We start from the raw sequence: 20,501 nt of genomic DNA, 5'->3' as shown, positions 1-20,501 counted from the left end.
TTCCAGAAATAATTACACATTACATTATTTAATTTTTTCCTGCAAATCGGGACATTATCATTAACCTATAAATAATCATAATGTTACGGTAAGTAGCATTTTAGAGAAAGTATTTTCACTACTATTTCACATTACCTTATGAAAGAACTATTAGGAAAACTTAACAGTTTAGATATATACATTGATGTCATAGATGGAAGGTTAGATATTCAGGCGCCAAAAGGTGCAATGAAAAAGGGTTTATTAGAAGAAATAAAACAGAATAAAGAAAATCTGATAAAATTTATTACGTCTTATAAGCCAGTTCCATCAGAAGAGGTAGTTACCATACCAAAGGCTCCAAAAAATGATATGTATACGGTATCATCAGCTCAAGGACGTTTATGGTTTCTAGATCAATTAGAAAAGGGAATATCTTCATATAATATGCCCAGTGTATTAGAACTGAATGGGAAACTGAATATTGATATTCTCGAAAAGGTTTTTATAGCGCTTATAGAACGTCACGAAGCATTAAGAACTATATTTAAAGAAGATAGTAATGGTGAAGTAAAACAGATAATATTACCTCATACAGAAACCAATTTTAAATTGGAGTATACTGATGTTACTCTTGAAGATAAGAATGTAATTGAGGCAATTATTCAGATAGAAAAAGAGTATGCATTTGACCTGTCAAAAGGCCCTTTGATAAAGGTAACAATACTAAAGATAGCTGAAGATAAACATATTTTTGTTTGTGTTATGCACCACATAATTAGCGATGGTTGGTCAATGGAGGTGATAACCAAAGAAGTTTTTAGTATTTATGAAGCATATCTTAATGACTTACCTAATCCACTGACTCCTTTAGCTATTCAATATAAAGATTATACATATTGGCAGAAAAGTCTTCTTGAAAAAGATAAAAGAAAAGAACAGGAAACCTATTGGATTCAGCAGTTTGAAGGAGAGATCCCGATTTTGGAATTACCCACTAATAAAACCAGACCAACGATCAAGACTTATTCTGGTGCACTTATTAAAAAAACTCTAAATGAAGATGATGTTAATAAACTGAGTGGAATATGTACATCTCAGAAAAGTACACTTTTCATGGGCTTTCTGTCCATTATAAAAATCTTACTCCATAGATATTCAGGTCAAAATGATTTGGTGATTGGAACACCGATTGCAGGTAGAGAACATCCTGATTTACTAAACCAAATAGGCCTTTTTGTTAATACATTGCCGTTAAGAACTCAATTAGGGAAAGAAGATAATTTTAAAAATGTATTATCAAAACTTAGAAAAACTACATTAGATGCTTATAAGTATCAATCATTTCCTTATGATGAAATTGTAGAGAAAGTTGTAAGTCAAAGAGATACAAGCCGTAATCCTTTATTTGATGTATTAGTTAGTCTTGAAGAACAGGAAAAACTACCTGAGAAAGAACACCAAATTGGAAATCTGCAAACTCGCATCTATAATTTAGATCAGGAAACGGTAAGTAAATTTGACCTTGAATTTACTTTTTCAAAAACAGAAAAGAGTTATGATCTTGTAGTAAGGTATAATACCGATATCTACGAATCCAGTTTTATTGAGCGTTTGATTACACACTTTGAAAGAATAACTCATAGTATTGTTGATGGAGAAGATGAAGTTTCAATAGGTACATTGGCACTTTTGACCAAAGAGGAAGAGAATCAATTGCTATATGCCTTTAATGATACCGAAGAAGTGTTTACTTCTGAAAAAACCATTATAGATTTATTTGAGGAACAGGTTAAAAAAACACCAGAGGCTATAGCAGTCCAATTTGAAAAAAATAGCATTACCTATAAGGAGTTAAATGAGCAATCTAATCAGCTCGCATACTATCTCAGGGAAATATATAAGGTTGTACCTGAGGATCTTATTGGAATTAAATTTGACAGAGATGAGTATTTGATAATTTCTGTTCTGGCAGTTTTAAAATCGGGAGCAGCTTACCTACCGATTGATACTACATATCCCGAAGAAAGAATAAAATATATCGAAAATGATAGCAAAAGTAAAGTAATAGTTGATAGTGATGAGTTAACACGATTTGAAAAAGTTCGAGAAAGATTTTCTAAGGAAAATTTAGATAAGATCAATACCTCCTCGAATTTGGCTTACATAATTTACACCTCTGGATCTACAGGATACCCCAAAGGAGTTATGGTAGAGCACGCTTCAGTGATAAATTTGATTCAGGATCAATCAAGACGTTTTGAGATTGTTCAGAATGAGGTGATATTGTTGTTCTCTAATTTTGCTTTTGATGCATCAATAGAGCAAATATTTTTAGGCTTATTAAATGGAGCAGGTTTAGTAGTAGCATCAGAAAGCCAAATACTTAATACAGATCAACTACCAAGAATACTGAATCAATATGGAGTTACACATTTACATGCAACCCCTAATTATTTAAAGAAGTTAGAAGGTCTGGGTCGCTGTACTACTCTTAAGAGGATAATTTCTGGAGGGGAGTTTTGTGATATAGGACTAGCAAGGAAGATGGCAGATGTAGCTGATTTTTATAATGAATATGGTCCGACAGAAACAACGGTCACTTCTTTAATACATAAGTTTGAAACAAAAGATTATGAAACAGACTTGTTGCCCATAGGTATTCCTTTGGCTAATACCTCTGTTTATGTTTTATCAAAAGATTTACAGCTGCAACCTATAGGTGTTATAGGGGAATTACATATTTCAGGAGTAGGGGTATCAAGAGGTTATTTGAACCGTCCAGAACTGACAAGGGAGAAATTTATAGCAAACCCTTATAAAGACGGAGAATTGGTGTATAAAACGGGGGATCTCGTAAAATGGCTGCCTAATGGGAAGATAGAATTTTTGGGAAGAAAAGATAACCAGGTAAAACTCCGAGGTTATCGTATCGAGTTGGGTGAGATAGATAACACAATTTTATCCTTTTCAGATAAAGTTTCACAAGTGACAACTGTATTAAAGAAAAACCAAGGAGGAGAGGCTTTGGTAACTTATTACCTTGAAGATTCACCTATAGTTATTGAGGATTTAAAAGCTTTCTTAAAGATCAAGTTACCAGGTTATATGGTTCCCAACCATTTTCAGGCTATAGAAAGTATGCCTTTAACTCCAAATGGAAAGATAGACAGGAATTTGCTAGAAGGTTTATCCATGGATTATGAAGGGACTTCAGATTATGTTGCCCCCCGAAATAAAACAGAAGAAGAACTGGTATGGATATGGCAAGAAGTTTTAGGAGTTGATAAGGTTGGAATAGAAGATAACTTTTTTGAATTGGGAGGTCATAGTCTGATGATAGGTCAGATCATAAACCACATTTATAAGAAACTTAACGGGAGTATTAGTTATAAAGATTTTTTCCAGAGTCCAACCATTTCTCAAATAAGCAGTAACCTAAAAAAGGATGGTTATAAGTTAATTCCAAAAGCACCAGAATCCCAATCCTATCCGCTAACGCCATCACAGCACCGATTGTGGGTATTGAGCCAATTGGACGAAGGGAGCTCAGCCTACAATATGCCAGGTGTCATAAAACTCCATGGTAGCCTGGATATAGACAAGTTTAAGGAAGCTATTAAGATATTGGTGAATAGGCATGAGATTTTAAGGACTTGCTTCAAGGCAAATGGAGAGGGAGAAATAGAACAATACATAAAGGACTTTCAAACGTTGGATTTTGATATAGCTTTTCAGGATTTTGAAGGGAAAAGCAAGGAAGTGACAGATACCTTTTTAAGACATGAACATTTGCAGGTATTCGATTTAAGCAAAGGACCTTTATTGAAGGCGAGCCTATTGAAACTAAGTGAGGACACTCATTTATTTTCTTTCGTACTGCACCACATTATAGGGGATGGTTGGTCTATGGAGCTGATCATGTCCGAGGTAGTAAGAGGCTATAACAATTTGTTGAAAGGTGGAGAAGTACTGACAGATCCTTTGGAGTTACAGTACAAGGATTATGCAGTTTGGTTGCGATCGGAATTGAAAGGAGAAGCGTATAAGACTTCTGAGGCTTATTGGTTAAAAAACCTTTCGGGAGACTTACCGGTTTTAGAGCTGCCAAGTTTTAAGAAACGTCCCTTAATACAGACATATAATGGAAAGACACTGACGCATCGTTTTTCAGAGGATTTTACCCAAAAAATAAAAGCTTTTTCACAAGATCAAGGAGTTACTTTGTTTATGACCTTGATGTCGGGGATTAATGCACTATTGTACAGGTATACGGGTCAGAGAGATATTATCTTAGGCACTCCCGTTGCAGGAAGGGAGCATCCGGATTTGGAGGATCAGATAGGACTTTATTTAAATACATTAGCGATTCGTACCGGGATCTCTGAAGGATTCAGTTTTGCCGATCTTTTACAACAACAAAAACAAACACTCTTAGAAGCTTATGAGCATCAATTGTATCCTTTTGATGATCTTGTAGGGAAGCTAGGTTTAAAGCGGGACACCTCACGTTCAGTATTATTTGATGTGATGGTAGTTTTGCAAAATCAATCTCAACTTGAGACGATATCAGCATACAGAGATAATTTGGAAGGAGTTGTAATAGAATCTTATGAATTGGATAGAGGGGCTTCCCAGTTTGATCTCAGCTTTACTTTTGTAGAAGAAGAAGCTTTATCCCTAAGATTAGAATACAATACAGATATTTACGATGGGTTCTTAATAGAGCGAATTTTTGGTCATTTCGAGAATCTATTGAATATAGCGATAACTGACGTTCATAAGCAATTAGAATTAATTTATTATTCAACAGAGGAAGAAACAAAACAGTTGTTAGAAGAGTTTAATGATACAAGGGTTTCTTATCCAAAAGATAAAACTATAATCGATGTATTTAATTCACAGGTTGTTGATTCTTCAAGTGCTATAGCTCTAGTTTTTGAGGATAAGCAGCTATCTTACCAAGCTTTGAATGAAGTATCTAATCAATTAGCCAATTATTTATTATACAATTATGATCTTGGTTCAGAAAATATAATAGGAGTAAAGTTAGAGCATAGTGAGTGGATTATTATTTCTATTATGGCCGTATTAAAATCAGGTTGTGCTTATTTACCATTAGATCTAACATATCCTGAGGACAGAATTGCCTATATGGAGTCCGATTGTAACTGCAAAATTATTATAGACAAGGAGTTGATAAATTCCTTCGAAAAAGGAAAGCCTTATAGTTCATCTTTACCAGACATAACCATTAAACCAAGTAACTTAGCATATGTTATGTATACCTCCGGATCTACTGGCGTTCCCAAAGGAGTGATGGTTGAGCATGGAAATATCTTAAGTTTGGTTAAAGCATCCAATTACTATCAATTTTCGGAGTCGGATGTTTTATTAAGTACAGGAGCCTTTTCATTTGATGCTACAACTTTTGAATATTGGGGATCTTTACTTAACGGAGGGTGTCTTGTTCTATGTTCCAAAAATGTATTATTAGATAATGGGTTATTATCTAAAGAAATTGACTATAGAAAGGCGAATGTAATGTGGTTTACTTCGGGTTGGTTTAATCAATTAATCGATACTACACCTGATTTATTTTCATCTTTATCCACGATATTGGTAGGAGGAGATAAATTATCTCCAAAACATATTGGTATATTGAAAGATAAGTATCCGCATATTCAGATTATTAATGGGTATGGACCGACTGAAAATACAACTTTCTCTTTGACTTATGATATCCCTGAAGAAAAAGACAATATCCCGATAGGATATCCTATAAGTAATAGTACTGCATATATTTTATCAGATAGTTTAGGTTTACAACCCATTGGAGTAATAGGAGAAATTAGTTTGGGAGGAGATGGATTATCCAGAGGTTATATGAACCAACCTCTATTAACTAGAGAAAAATTTGTTGATAGTCCGTTTACATCTGATCAAAAACTATATAAAACAGGAGATTTAGGAAGGTGGTTACCAGATGGGAAGATAGAATTTTTGGGAAGAAAAGATAACCAGATAAAACTCCGGGGTTATCGTATCGAGTTGGGTGAGATAGATAACACAATTTTGTCCTTTTCAGATAAAGTTTCACAAGTGACAACTGTATTAAAGAAAAACCAAGGAGGAGAGGCTTTGGTAACTTATTACCTTGAAGATTCACCTATAGTTATTGAGGATTTAAAAGCTTTCTTAAAGATCAAGTTACCAGGTTATATGGTTCCCAACCATTTTCAGGCTATAGAAAGTATGCCTTTAACTCCAAATGGAAAGATAGACAGGAATTTGCTAGAAGGTTTATCCATGGATTATGAAGGGACTTCAGATTATGTTGCCCCCCGAAATAAAACAGAAGAAGAATTGGTATGGATATGGCAAGAAGTTTTAGGAGTTGATAAGGTTGGAATAGAAGATAACTTTTTTGAATTAGGAGGTCATAGTCTGATGATAGGTCAGATCATAAACCACATTTATAAGAAACTTAACGGGAGTATTAGTTATAAAGATTTTTTCCAGAGTCCAACCATTTCTCAAATAAGCAGTAACCTAAAAAAGGATGGTTATAAGTTAATTCCAAAAGCACCAGAATCCCAATCCTATCCGCTAACGCCATCACAGCACCGATTGTGGGTATTGAGCCAATTGGACGAAGGGAGCTCAGCCTACAATATGCCGGGTGTCATAAAACTCCATGGTAGCCTGGATATAGACAAGTTTAAGGAAGCTATTAAGATATTGGTGAATAGGCATGAGATTTTAAGGACTTGCTTCAAGGCAAATGGAGAGGGAGAAATAGAACAGTACATAAAGGACTTTCAAACGTTGGATTTTGATATAGCTTTTCAGGATTTTGAAGGGAAAAGCAAGGAAGTGACAGATACCTTTTTAAGACATGAACATTTGCAGGTATTCGATTTAAGCAAAGGACCTTTATTGAAGGCGAGCCTATTGAAACTAAGTGAGGACACTCATTTATTTTCTTTCGTACTGCACCACATTATAGGGGATGGTTGGTCTATGGAGCTGATCATGTCCGAGGTAGTAAGAGGCTATAACAATTTGTTGAAAGGTGGGGAAGTACTGACAGATCCTTTGGAGTTACAGTACAAGGATTATGCAGTTTGGTTACGATCGGAACTGAAAAGAGAAGAGTATAAGACTTCTGAGGCTTATTGGTTAAAAAACCTTTCGGGAGACTTACCGGTTTTAGAGCTGCCAAGTTTTAAGAAACGCCCCTTAATACAGACATATAATGGAAAGACACTGACGCATCGTTTTTCAGAGGATTTTACCCAAAATATAAAAGCTTTTTCACAAGATCAAGGAGTTACTTTGTTTATGACCTTGATGTCGGGGATTAATGCACTATTGTACAGGTATACGGGTCAGAGAGATATTATCTTAGGTACTCCCGTTGCAGGAAGGGAGCATCCGGATTTGGAGGATCAGATAGGACTTTATTTAAATACATTGGCGATTCGTACTGGGATCTCTGAAGGATTCAGTTTTGCCGATCTTTTACAACAACAAAAACAAACACTCTTAGAAGCTTATGAGCATCAATTGTATCCTTTTGATGATCTTGTAGGGAAGCTAGGTTTAAAGCGGGACACCTCACGTTCAGCATTATTTGATGTGCTGGTAATTTTGCAAAATCAATCCCAACTTCAGAGCATATCCTCTCACGGTAATGGATTGGAAGATATAAAAACCGCTCCTTATGATCTGGAGCAAAATACTTCCCAATTTGACTTGAGCTTTACGTTTATTGAAGAAGACACATTATCCCTTAATATTCAATATAACACAGATATTTATGATCAATTCTTGATTGTCCGAATTTTCAGTCATTTTGAAAATTTGTTGAGTATTGCGATATCCAATAGTAATGTACAACTAGAATCAGTTGATTATTTAACATCTGAGGAGGCAAATACTATTTTATATGATTTTAATGATACCAAGGTAGATTACCCGAAAGATAAAACCTTGATAGGCCTTTTTGAACAGCAGGTAAATAAGAGTGCAGAATCTATTGCAGTACAAGATAACTTTCGGAAACTTACGTACGAAGAACTTAACACCTATTCGAATAAAGTAACTGCCTATATAGAAACTAATATTTCCAAAGAAGAAAGAGTCATTGGAGTGATCCTGGATAGAACAATCAATACCTTAGTGGTTCTATTAGGAATTTTGAAATCGGGAAGAAGCTATATTCCTATTGATCCTACTTTTCCCGAAGATAGATTACGATATATTATAGCAGACAGCGGAGCTAAGACATTAATTTGCGATCACGAGTATTCATTTGTCAATAAAAGTGATTATTCATTAATAAAAGTAGAAGATATTCTACATCAATCGATTAAAAGTCCTATTTTCAGCAATTTATCCTGCCCTGAAGATACGGCATACATTATTTATACCTCGGGCTCAACAGGAAACCCAAAAGGAGTAGAGGTTGGGCATGCCTCTCTAATCAATTTTTTATTAAGTATTAGGGATCAGTTTGAAATTGGCAATAATGATATTTTGTATGCCATAACAACATATTCGTTTGACATTTCCATATTAGAATTTTTTGTACCGCTAATTTCAGGTGGAAAAGTCTTTATAGCTGATCATGATACTTTATCAGATATAGGAAAATTAATATTGAATATTGAAGAAGTTAAACCAACAATTATTCAAGGAACTCCAGGATTTTATCAATTGTTATGTGACGGTGGATGGAAAGGTGATAAGAACTTAAAGGTTCTATGTGGAGGAGACTCATTAAAAACATCCTTAGCATCACAACTACTGGATGTATCTGGAGGATTGTGGAATATGTATGGACCTACGGAAACCACCATTTGGTCAAGTGTTAAACCAATTAAGAAAAAAGAGGAAGCATTAAGTATAGGTAGTCCTATAGCAAATACCCAAGTCTATATATTAGGGGATAAATTAGAATTACTGCCTACCGGAGTTTCGGGAAAATTATATATCTCCGGAGAGGGGCTAGCTAAAGGATACTTAAACCGCATGGAATTAACAGCGCAAAAGTTTATTCCAAGCCCCTTTGAAAAGGGAAAGGTAATGTATGACACAGGGGATCTGGCAAAATGGCACCTGGATGGGAATATTGAATTTTTAGGAAGAAATGACCACCAGGTAAAACTAAGAGGTTATCGTATTGAGTTGGGAGAGATAGATCATACAATACTATCCTTTTCAGATGAAATTACACAGGCAATTACTATAGTAAATAAAGCAGGAGAAAGCGAAGTTCTGGTATCATTTTATATTGAAAAGTCAACTATTTGCATAGATGAATTAAAAGCTTTCTTGAAAACAAAATTACCTAGTTACATGATCCCGGTTAATTTTAAAGCTATTGAAAGTATGCCTTTAACTCCAAATAGGAAAATAGATCGAAAATCACTTGGAAATATACTCATAGACTATGATAGCACTTCCGATTATATAGCACCTCGAAATCAGACGGAAGAACAATTAGTATCGATATGGCAAGAAGTTTTAGGAGTTGAGAGAGTAGGTATAGAAGATAGTTTCTTTGATCTGGGGGGTAATAGTTTGATGATTGGTCAAATCATAAATCATATTTATAAGGCTCTTAATAGAAGGGTTAGTTACAGGGATTTTTTCCAAAACCCAACGATTTCACAAATAAGCAATACGCTTAAGAGTAGTATGTATAAAGCTATTTCTGTAGCGCCCAAGGCTATATCTTACCCATTAACACCTTCGCAACATAGATTATGGGTATTGAGTCAGCTTGAAGGTGGAAGTTCTGCATATAATATACCAGGTGTAATAAAATTTCAGGGAGTACTAAATATTGACAAGTTTAAAAAGGCAATAGGGCATGTAATAAAACGACATGAAATTTTAAGAACCTGTTTTAAAACCAATGAAGAAGGTGCGATAGAACAATTCATAAAGGATTTTGGAGAGGTAATTTCAGATATTAATGTTCATGATTTTACAGATCAGGGAAAGGAAGAAACAGATGCTTTCCTGAAAGAAGAACATTCCAAAGTTTTTGATTTGAGTATAGCTCCATTATTCAGAGCTTGTTTATTAAAACTAAAAGAAGAAGAATATTTATTTTCATTCGTATTACATCATATTATAGGAGATGGATGGTCGATGGAGTTGATAGCATCTGAGGTTATTAGCTTGTATAATACATTACGAATCAATGATTCGGTAAAGCTTCAGCCATTGTCAATACAATACAAGGATTATGCAGTATGGCTGCAATCACAGTTAAAAGAAAAAAAATATAAAACGTCTGAAGCGTATTGGTTACAAAAGTTTTCGGGTGATTTACCGGTTTTGGAACTCCCTAGTTTTAAAAAACGCCCTTTAATACAGACCTATAAAGGAAATAGAGAGACGTATCGATTTTCTAAAGATTTTACCCAAAGGATAAAGACATTTTCAAAGGAAGAAGGAGTCACTTTATTTATGACTTTACTGTCGGGAATTAACGCATTGTTATATAGGTATACTAACCAAAATGATATTATAATAGGTACTCCGGTAGCAGGAAGAGAACACCCCGATTTGGAGAATCAAATAGGATTGTATTTAAATACTTTAGCAATTCGTACAAAAATAGCAGAAGAGTATAGTTTTTTTGAGCTTTTACAGCAGCAAAAACAGACACTTTTGGAAGCCTATGAGCATCAATTGTATCCATTTGATGATTTGATAAGTAAATTAGATTTAAAACGAGATACATCACGATCTGCACTATTTGATGTTTTGGTAGTTTTACAAAATCAATCTCAGCTCACTAGTATAAGTCAGCAGAATGATCAATTAGAAGATATCTTTACAGAACCGTATCAATTACATCAAGATACTTCACAATTTGATGTTAGTTTTACTTTTATTGAGCTGGAAGAATGTTTATCACTTTCTATAGAGTACAATACGGATATTTATGATCAGTTGTTGATTATCCGCTTTTTTGAGCATTTTGAAAATTTGTTAAGAAAGGCAATTTCGGGTATTGATAAAAAAATACAATCAATAGATTATTTAACCCCACAAGAATCCAGTCAATTGATGGAAGGAGGTAATACGGAGTATGACAACAACCTATCAGACAAAACACTGATAGACTTGTTTGAGGAACAAGTGGAAAAAACTCCTGATGGTATTGCAGTTGTATTTGGAGAAAAAGAGTTTACCTATAACCAGATCAATGAACGTTCAAATCAATTGGCATCATTTCTCAGAGAGGTGTACAAAGTACAACCAGAAGATCTAATAGGTGTCAAATTGGAAAGAAGTGAGAATCTATTTGTTACTATTCTGGGGGTATTAAAATCCGGTGCAGCGTACATCCCTATTGATATTAATTATCCTGAAGAAAGAATCTCCTATATTGAAAAAGATAGTGGATGTAAAATCATAATAGATGCTGATAAATTTGAAGCCTTTATAAAAGTTGCAGAGGGCTATTCAAAAAAGAATGTAGAAAAACTCAATGCTGTAGCTGATTTGGCTTACATTATTTACACTTCCGGATCCACAGGGAAACCTAAAGGGGTAATGATAGAGCATAGAAATGCGGTAGCTATGTTAGAATGGTCCATCAAAGAATTTATTCAAACACCATTTGATGTTTTATATGCTGTTACATCTCATTGTTTTGATTTATCGGTGTTTGAGATGTTTTATCCTTTGATTATTGGAAAAAAAATACGCATTCTAGAAAATGGTTTATTCATACAGGATTATATTACCATTGATAAGAATGTATTCATAAATACAGTACCTTCAGTAATACACTCCTTACTTAAAAAAACAGTCAATCTGGACAATATTGTGGCCATAAATATGGCAGGAGAGCCAATTCCGATCGAATTAAGTAATGATGTAAACAAGCTTAATATAGAGGCGAGAAATTTGTACGGACCCTCAGAAGATACCACTTATAGTAGTTGTTTTAGAATCAAGAATAGCTATGATAAGTCAATTCCGATAGGAAAACCAATAGATAATACACAATTCTATATACTTTCTGATGGGATGCAATTACAACCTTATGGAGTTATAGGAGAAATTTATATATCAGGTTTAGGAGTATCCAGAGGGTACTTAAACAATCCGGATCTGACAAAAAAGAAATTTATCTCACATCCATTTATAGAAGATAAATTAGTATATAAAACAGGAGATTTGGCGAGATGGTTACCCGATGGAAATATTGAGTTTATTGGAAGAAAAGATGGCCAGGTTAAGGTAAGAGGGTATCGAATTGAACTTGGAGAAATAGAAAATGTACTAGTTAATCAAAACGAAATAGAACAAGCAGTCGTTACCATAAAACGCAATAATGAAAGTGCTTATATAATTTCGTATATAGTTGCGTCAGAACCTATCGATAAGCAAAAATTAAGATTTAAGTTAAGTAATATCTTACCTGATTATATGCTTCCAAATTATTATGTAATCCTTGATCAAATACCTTTAACTCCTAATGGTAAGGTAGATAAGGATAATCTCCCTGAAGTTTCAGAAAGCGATATACTAAAAAGAGAATATATAGCTCCAAGAAATGAATTGGAGACAGATTTGGTGCGTATTTGGGAGGGAATTTTAGGAATAGAAAAAATAGGAGTGACGGATAACTTTTTTGAATTAGGAGGAAACAGTATTAACGCTACTAAGCTACTATCTGTCATTTATAAAAAATTTGATGTCAAAATTGAAATAGAACAGGTCTTTGTCAATCCAACAATAGAGTATTTGGCGGTGAATATAGAGAATACACAATGGTTAGACACAGTGAAAACGAATGAATCAATCAAAAAAATTACTATATAAAATATGGAAATAGCTTTTTTAGTAAAAGAACTGAAAGAAAAAGGGATTGGTCTGAACCTTTTAGGAGATGAAATCGAATTACTTTTTTTGAAAGATGATATTGATGAAAATACGATAGAACTGGTTAAACAGAACAAGGAGCGTATTAAAGATTATTTAGTAAAGATATCAAAGAACAAAAATTTCGAAAAGATACCTAAAGCTTTTCCTTCAAACTCATACCCCATATCAAATGCACAAAAAAGGTTGTGGATTGCTTCTCAGGTAGACGAAGCTTCGATAGCTTATAATATGCCATTCGAAATTGAACTGAATAAAGAATGTAACATACATCTTTTTAAGAAATCTGTCAATTTCGTTATCCAAAGACATGAAATTTTACGTACCGTTTTTAAGCAAGAGCAAAATGATGAAGTACATCAATTTGTATTAAAACAAGAGGAGTTAGGGTTTAAAATTGATTATGTTGATTTTAGCCAGGAAAAAGATAAAATATTAAAATCCAGGCAGTATATAAATGAAGATGCGGTAAAACCATTTGATTTAGAAAAAGGCCCTTTAATAAGAGCTACCTTATTAAAGTTAGAAGAAAATAAATATATCTTTTATTATAATATGCATCACATAATCAGTGATGGATGGTCTCTTGAAATATTGGCAAGAGATGTGTTTGAGTGTTATAACGCTTATGAAAAAGATAATGAGCCTTCACTACCAAACTTAAGAATTCAGTATAAAGATTATGCAGTATGGTACACAGATCAGATTAACAAATCAAAACTTGAAGAGCAAAAAAAATATTGGTTAGAAGAATTAAAGGGTAATCTTCCTAAGTTCGAATTTCCAACAGAAAAGAAAAGACCTTCCATAAAAACATATAATGGGAAAACGTATTATACGTATCTTACTAAGAAACAGACATATTTGTTAAAAGAATTCTCTAATAAAACTGGAGGATCTTTGTACATGGGGGCTTTAAGTACTATTAGAGCACTTTTGTATATATATACTGGTCAAAAAGAAATTGTTATAGGGACTCCAATCGCAGCAAGAGAACATCCTGATTTAACAGATCAAATAGGTTTTTATGTTAATACGCTAGCCATAAGAAACAAAATTTCAGACTCAGATACTTTTGTCGAACTGTATTCAAAAATTAAAGAAACTACTATAAAGGCATACAATAACCAACAGTATCCTTTTGATGAATTAGTAGATGACCTTAATACTAGTAAAGATTTATCAAGAAACCCTGTATTTGATGTAATGGTTGTATTGCAGAATCAGACGAAATACACCAATATTCCTAACGAAGATGAGTTACATGAAATAAAGCAAAGTGATAATACGTACAGTAAATTTGATTTATTATTTAGGTTTGAAGAAATGGGAGATTATTTGTTGTTAAATCTTGAATTTAATACAGATGTCTATGAAGAAAAACGAATAAAACAATTTATCCAGCATTACAAAAGTATTCTTGACAAGATGTTGGAAACTCCAGAAAAACCTATTTCCGAAATTGATTACTTATCAAGTGTAGAAAAGAATAATATACTAGAGCATTTTAACTTAAATGAAAAAGACTATAATGAGGTAACGGTAATTGAAATGTTTAAGAAACAGGTGATTGAAACACCTGATGATAAAGCAGTTGTGTTCGATGGTGAGTATTTGACCTACAGTCAGTTAGATGCATATAGTAATCAATTAGCACATTGTTTAAAAGAGAAATATAAAGTTGAATCCAATGAGAAAGTAGCGGTAATGCTGGAAAGATCTTTAAACAGTATTATCACTATGATTGGAATACTGAAATCCGGAGCTTGTTATGTGCCTATTGATCATAAGTACCCCAAAAAGCGCATTACGCATATTTTGAATGATGCATCTATAAAATTAATTATTGCTAATAATAATTTGTTGGAAGCTGATCTATTGGAAGGAAGAAGCATATTTGACTTAAGTTATGAAGATATGTCAGCATATGATATCAAAGATCTCGATCTTAAAATAGATATATCTTCTCCGTCATTTGTTGTCTATACCTCTGGATCTACAGGGAAGCCAAAAGGAGTAGTTCAAACTCATAGAATGTTGAGTAATTTAATTCAGTGGCACATCAATTATTCGGGAATAGATAAAGGATTAAATCATTTACAATATGCGTCTTTTAGTTTTGATGTTTCGATTCAAGATTGTTGGTTTGTTTTAAATAGCGGAGGAACATTATATATTGTTAATGAAGAAATTCGTCTTGATTTTCTTGAGTTATCAAAATATATTTTGGATAATAAAATAGAAACTATATCAATGCCTTATGCAGCATTAAATAGTTTATATATAATTTGTACACCAGAGCAGTTTAAAGGTCACTCTATAAAACATATTTCATCTTCTGGTGAGCAATTGATTATAAATGAATCATTGCATAAATTTTTAGAGGCTAACCCGGAAATTAAGTTACATAATCACTATGGACCAGCCGAAACACATGTAGTTACGAGTCATTCGATGTCAGCTTCTATGAATAACTTAGAAGCTTATGCACCAATTGGTAAACCTATTTCAAATACAAACATATATATACTAGATTCCAATTTAAATCCTGTTACTATTGGAGTTCAAGGAGAGATTTATATAGGGGGAGATAATTTAGCTATAGGATATCTTAATATGTCCAAAGAAACTAAAAATAGATTTATAAATAATCCATTCAAAATAGGACAAAAGTTATATAAAACAGGAGATTATGCTTACTGGAGAGATAATGGAGACATTCTTTTTGCAAGAAGAAAAGATGATCAGGTAAAGGTTAATGGATACAGGGTTGAATTAAAAGAGATAGAAAGACTATTGATAAAACATCAATATATTTCTGAAGCTATAGTGGGGGTATATACAGTAGAGAATGAAAAAAGACTTTGCGCTTATGTAAAATATAAAGACAATCAGAATACTACTTCTGATTTGAGAAGGTATTTACTCAAACATTTGCCTCAATATATGATCCCATCCTATTTTGTTGAGTTAAACAAAATACCGCTCACTTCCAACGGAAAAATTGATAAAAAAGCATTGCCTGATCCATTGACTAAGCAAGATTTGAATAAAACATCATATGTAGCTCCGTCTTGTAAGATAGAAGAAGATTTAGTGGAAATATGGAAAGGTATTTTAGAAATTGATAAAGTGGGAGTAAATGATGTGATTTTTGAGTTAGGAGGTAATAGTCTAACAGTTGCAAGAATCGTTAATCAAATAAAACAACAGTTGGGGTATGTAATTACCGTGGCAGAAATATTTGAAAATCCTACTATAAAAGAAATAATACCTTACCTTAAGCAGAATACTTTTGATCATATACCACAGGCACCAATCTCTGATTTATATCCATTGTCTTCAACTCAATTTAGATTTTGGATACTTAGCCAAAATGAAAAAGCAAATAAAGCTTATAATATTCCATTAACAATAAAAATTGAAGGTAAACTTAATATACAAGTCCTAAAAAAGTCATTAAAAGAAGTTATTAAACGACATGATTCTCTAAGGACTTCGTTTATAAAAAGTGATTCAGGAGAAATAAAGCAATATATACAGGGTATTGAAGATGTGAATTTTGATGTTATATCACATATAGTTTCAGAAAATAACAAAACTGAAGATTTAATTTGTGAGGTAAATAATATACTATTTGACCTAACAAAGGCACCGTTGTTAAAAGTTGATTTAATTATTGAAAATGAACAGAGCTTCTATTTAAATTTAGTTTTACACCATATTATAGGAGATGGTAAATCTATTGAAATTCTATTAAAGGAGATAGTTACGAGCTATAATGGATTAATTAATAAGAATAATATTAGTTTACCAGAATTAAATATTCAATTTAAAGATTATGTTGCTTGGTCACTTAATGAACAAGCAAAAAAGCATCTAAATAAAGAGAAAGAACATTGGTTAAAAGAATTTTCAGGTGAATTACCAGTATTAAATTTGCCTACGTATAAACAAAGACCAGTGATCCAGACATTTGATGGTGATAGTGTTCATTTTAAGTTTAAAGATAAAGTTTATAAAAAACTAGTTCAGTTTTCAAAAAGACATAAGACTACTTTATTTATGAACTTAATGGCAGGTCTTAATGGTTTATTAAGTAGATATACCCACCAGACAGATATTATTCTTGGGACTCCAGTATTAGGAAGAGATCATCCAGATTTAGAAAATCAAGTAGGAGTGTTTATTAATACTTTACCGATAAGAACAAGATTTGATCTGGATAATAGTTTTTTAGAACTATTAGATGTTCAAAAAAGAATATTACTTAAAGCTTATGCTAATACAAATTATCCTTTTGGTGATCTTGTAAATGAGTTGAATTTAGTGAGAGATATGAGCCGTTCACCAGTATTTGACGCTTTAGTGATTTTTGATAAACAGACAAGTCAAGTTTTGAGTTTGAATGATTCTTTTGAAAATCTTGATTGTAGTATATATCAAAAAACAGAAAATCAAGTTAGTAAATTTGATATTACATTTTCGTTTGTAGAAACTAGAGGAGGACTTAATTTAGGGATACAATATAATACCAATTTATATCAAGCAGAGTTTATAGAAAGTTTGGTTGTAAATTATGAGAATTTTATTGAACAATGTATAGAAAATCCAGAGTTAGAAATTAATAAGGTTCAATACCTGAATAGAAATCAGATATATAGGGTCTTAAACAAATTCAATGATACCGAATATAAATATAATATTGAAGAAACTGTTATTTCTTTAATTCAGAAACAAGTTGAAGAATCTCCAGAAGATATAGCTTTAGTTTGTGAAGAAAAGGAAATATCTTATAAGGAACTTGATCAAAGATCTACTAATCTGGCATTACATTTACAAAAACAGGGAGTACTTCCAAACACAACAATAGGAGTTTGCTTAGGACGATCGATAGAAATGGTAATAGCAATTCTTGGAATTTTGAAGTCAGGAGCTTCTTATTTACCGTTAGATCCTTTTTACCCATTAGATCGACTTGATTACATTTTAAAGCATAGTAATACAAAAATTGTTCTAGTAGATAAAGGTACTAAAGAAATTATACCAAAAACAATAAATACGGTTGTTGTTGAAACATTAGAAACCAGATTGTTTTTAGAAACTCAATTACCAGAGATAAAAAGTTCATCATTAGCATATGTAATTTATACTTCTGGTTCTACTGGAAAACCAAAAGGAGTAAAAGTATCACATAGAAATTTAACAAATTTTATAAATGGTATGACTAGAATCTTTACTAATTCTAGTCATACCAACGTCTGGTTGGCAACAACCAGTATAAGTTTTGATATTTCAATATTAGAATTGTTATGGACTTTAACGAGAAGGAATAAAGTAATAATTCATTTAGAAAGACCTGTTTCTGTTTCACCTAAGCCTATAATGGATTTTAGCTTGTTTTATTTTCCAACGGGTACTAAATCAGAAGTAAATAAATATAAATTACTTATTGAGGGAGCTTCATTTGCAGATAAAAATGGTTTTAGTGCAATCTGGGTTCCAGAAAGACATTTCCATGACTTTGGAGATCAATTTCCTAACCCATCTGTAGCAGCAGCAGCTGTTTCTACCATAACTCAAAATATAAAACTTAGATCAGGAAGTGTAGTTTTGCCACTCCATGATACGGTAAGAGTGGCAGAAGAATGGTCAATGGTTGATAACTTATCTAACGGTAGAGTTGAGTTGTCAATTGCTTCAGGGTGGCACCCTAATGATTTTGTTTTAGCTCCTGATAGCTATGAAAATCGTCATCAAATAATGCGTGAAAAAATTGACGAACTAAAGAAATTATGGGGAGGAAACTCTTTAGGACGAAAAAATGGAATAGGAAAAAACTTTGAGTTCACTATTCACCCAATCCCTGTTCAAAATGAATTGCCTATATGGATAACTGCAGCAGGAAGTATAGAAACTTTTAAATATGCGGGTGCGATTGGAGCAAATTTGTTAACACATTTATTAGGGCAAAGTATTGAAGATTTGTCAGGGAAAATAGAAATATATAGAGAAACGTTAAGAGAAAATGGGTTTGACCCTAAAACAAGAAAAGTAGCTTTAATGTTGCACACCTTTGTAAGTGATGATGAATCAATGGTTAAAGAAGTGGTAGAAACTCCGTTTAAAAATTACCTTAAAAATTCACTAAACTTATTAAAACCAATAGCAGAAGAACAAGGTTTAGATATAGATAATGATCAAGACGTATTATTGAATATAGGTTTTTTAAGATATTATAAGACAAATAGTTTGTTTGGAACTCCGGAATCATGTTTAGAAATAATTGATAAGGTTTATAAAGCAGATGTAGATGAGATAGCATGCTTGATAGATTTTGGAATTGAAGAGCAAATGGTAATAGATAACCTAAGTCATTTATATAGACTTAAAGAGTTAATAAGAAGATCAAAGATTCAGTACGATTTTATTATTGATAAGATTAAAAGGTTAACTAGCAAAGAAGATACTGCAGCACTTATTGAAAAATATAAGGTTACACATCTACAGTCTACACCATCTTTTTATGAAGAGTTTTTATCAAATCATAATGGAGAAGAAGCCTTAAAGCAATTAAACACACTTTTGATTGGAGGTGAAGTGTTAAAAAAGTCATTAGCTGAAAAACTACTTAAAGAAACAAAGAGTGAGGTCTACAATATGTATGGCCCTACAGAAACAACAATTTGGTCTTCAGTAAAACCTTTGAATAGGAATGAAGAGGTTACTATAGGAAAACCTATAGTAAATACAGAAATCTATATTTTGGATAATAATAATCAGCTTTGTCCTATAGGTGTCTCAGGAGAATTGTGTATTGGAGGAGATGGAGTGTCTTTGGGATATATGAATAATAACGTATCGACAAGGTCAAAATTTATAAAAAATCCCTTTAAAGCTGATCAAATAATTTATAAAACAGGTGATTTAGCGTGTTGGCTTCCTAGTGGTGATATCCAATATCAAGGTAGATTGGATAGTCAGGTAAAAATAAAAGGGTATCGAATTGAATTAGAAGAAATAGAAAATGTTATTCTTGAGTATACAGGTATAAATCAATGTGCAGTCTCAACTTTTCAAAATAAAGAAGAAACAGTCATAGCTGCTTATATAAAAAATACTGAGAACGTTGAAGAAGAGTCTGTCAAAGGTTTTTTAAGATTGCGATTACCACACTATATGATACCTCAGCATATAATTACACTTAATGAATTTCCCCAAACAGCCAATGGAAAAATAAACTATAAGGAATTGCCTTTTCCAAATGGAAAGAAAGCAGAAAACAAAAAGTATGTGGCTCCAAGAAATGAGATAGAAAAGAAGTTGCTATCTATTTGGAGTGATTTCTTAGATATGGATAAGATAAGTATCGATGATAATTTTTTTGAAATTGGAGGTAATTCAATGAAAGTATTTCAATTATTGACAATTATTAATACTACGTTAAATACAGATCTAAAGATTATATCATTTTTTCAATATCCTACTATCAGAACTTTAGCAGAAAACTTAGATGATGTTAAATCAACTCCAAAGGTTCAAATTGAAGAAAATGAAATGGAAGATGTAGACGAACTTATTGATTTTATGAATGAAATGTAAGA

2 protein-coding genes are annotated in these 20,501 nt (G+C 32.6%); both read left to right on the top strand.

Features of this window, described 5'->3' with window-relative positions:
• The first annotated feature begins 138 nt into the window (after positions 1–138).
• A complete protein-coding gene (locus ACYEKI_RS03505; RefSeq protein ID WP_459209775.1) occupies positions 139–12,837 on the top strand; it encodes an amino acid adenylation domain-containing protein in 12,699 nt (4,232 codons plus the stop codon).
• A gap of 3 nt (positions 12,838–12,840) precedes the next feature.
• The gene (locus ACYEKI_RS03500) at positions 12,841–20,499 is read left to right on the top strand and encodes an amino acid adenylation domain-containing protein (RefSeq protein ID WP_459209774.1); all 7,659 of its coding nucleotides are present in this window, start codon (positions 12,841–12,843) and stop codon (positions 20,497–20,499) included.
• Positions 20,500–20,501 lie beyond the last annotated feature (2 nt).

The organism is Aquimarina rhabdastrellae, from assembly GCA_947387485.1.
Classification (GTDB): Bacteria; Bacteroidota; Bacteroidia; order Flavobacteriales; family Flavobacteriaceae; genus Aquimarina.
This window is presented reverse-complemented; position numbering and strand designations above follow the sequence as displayed.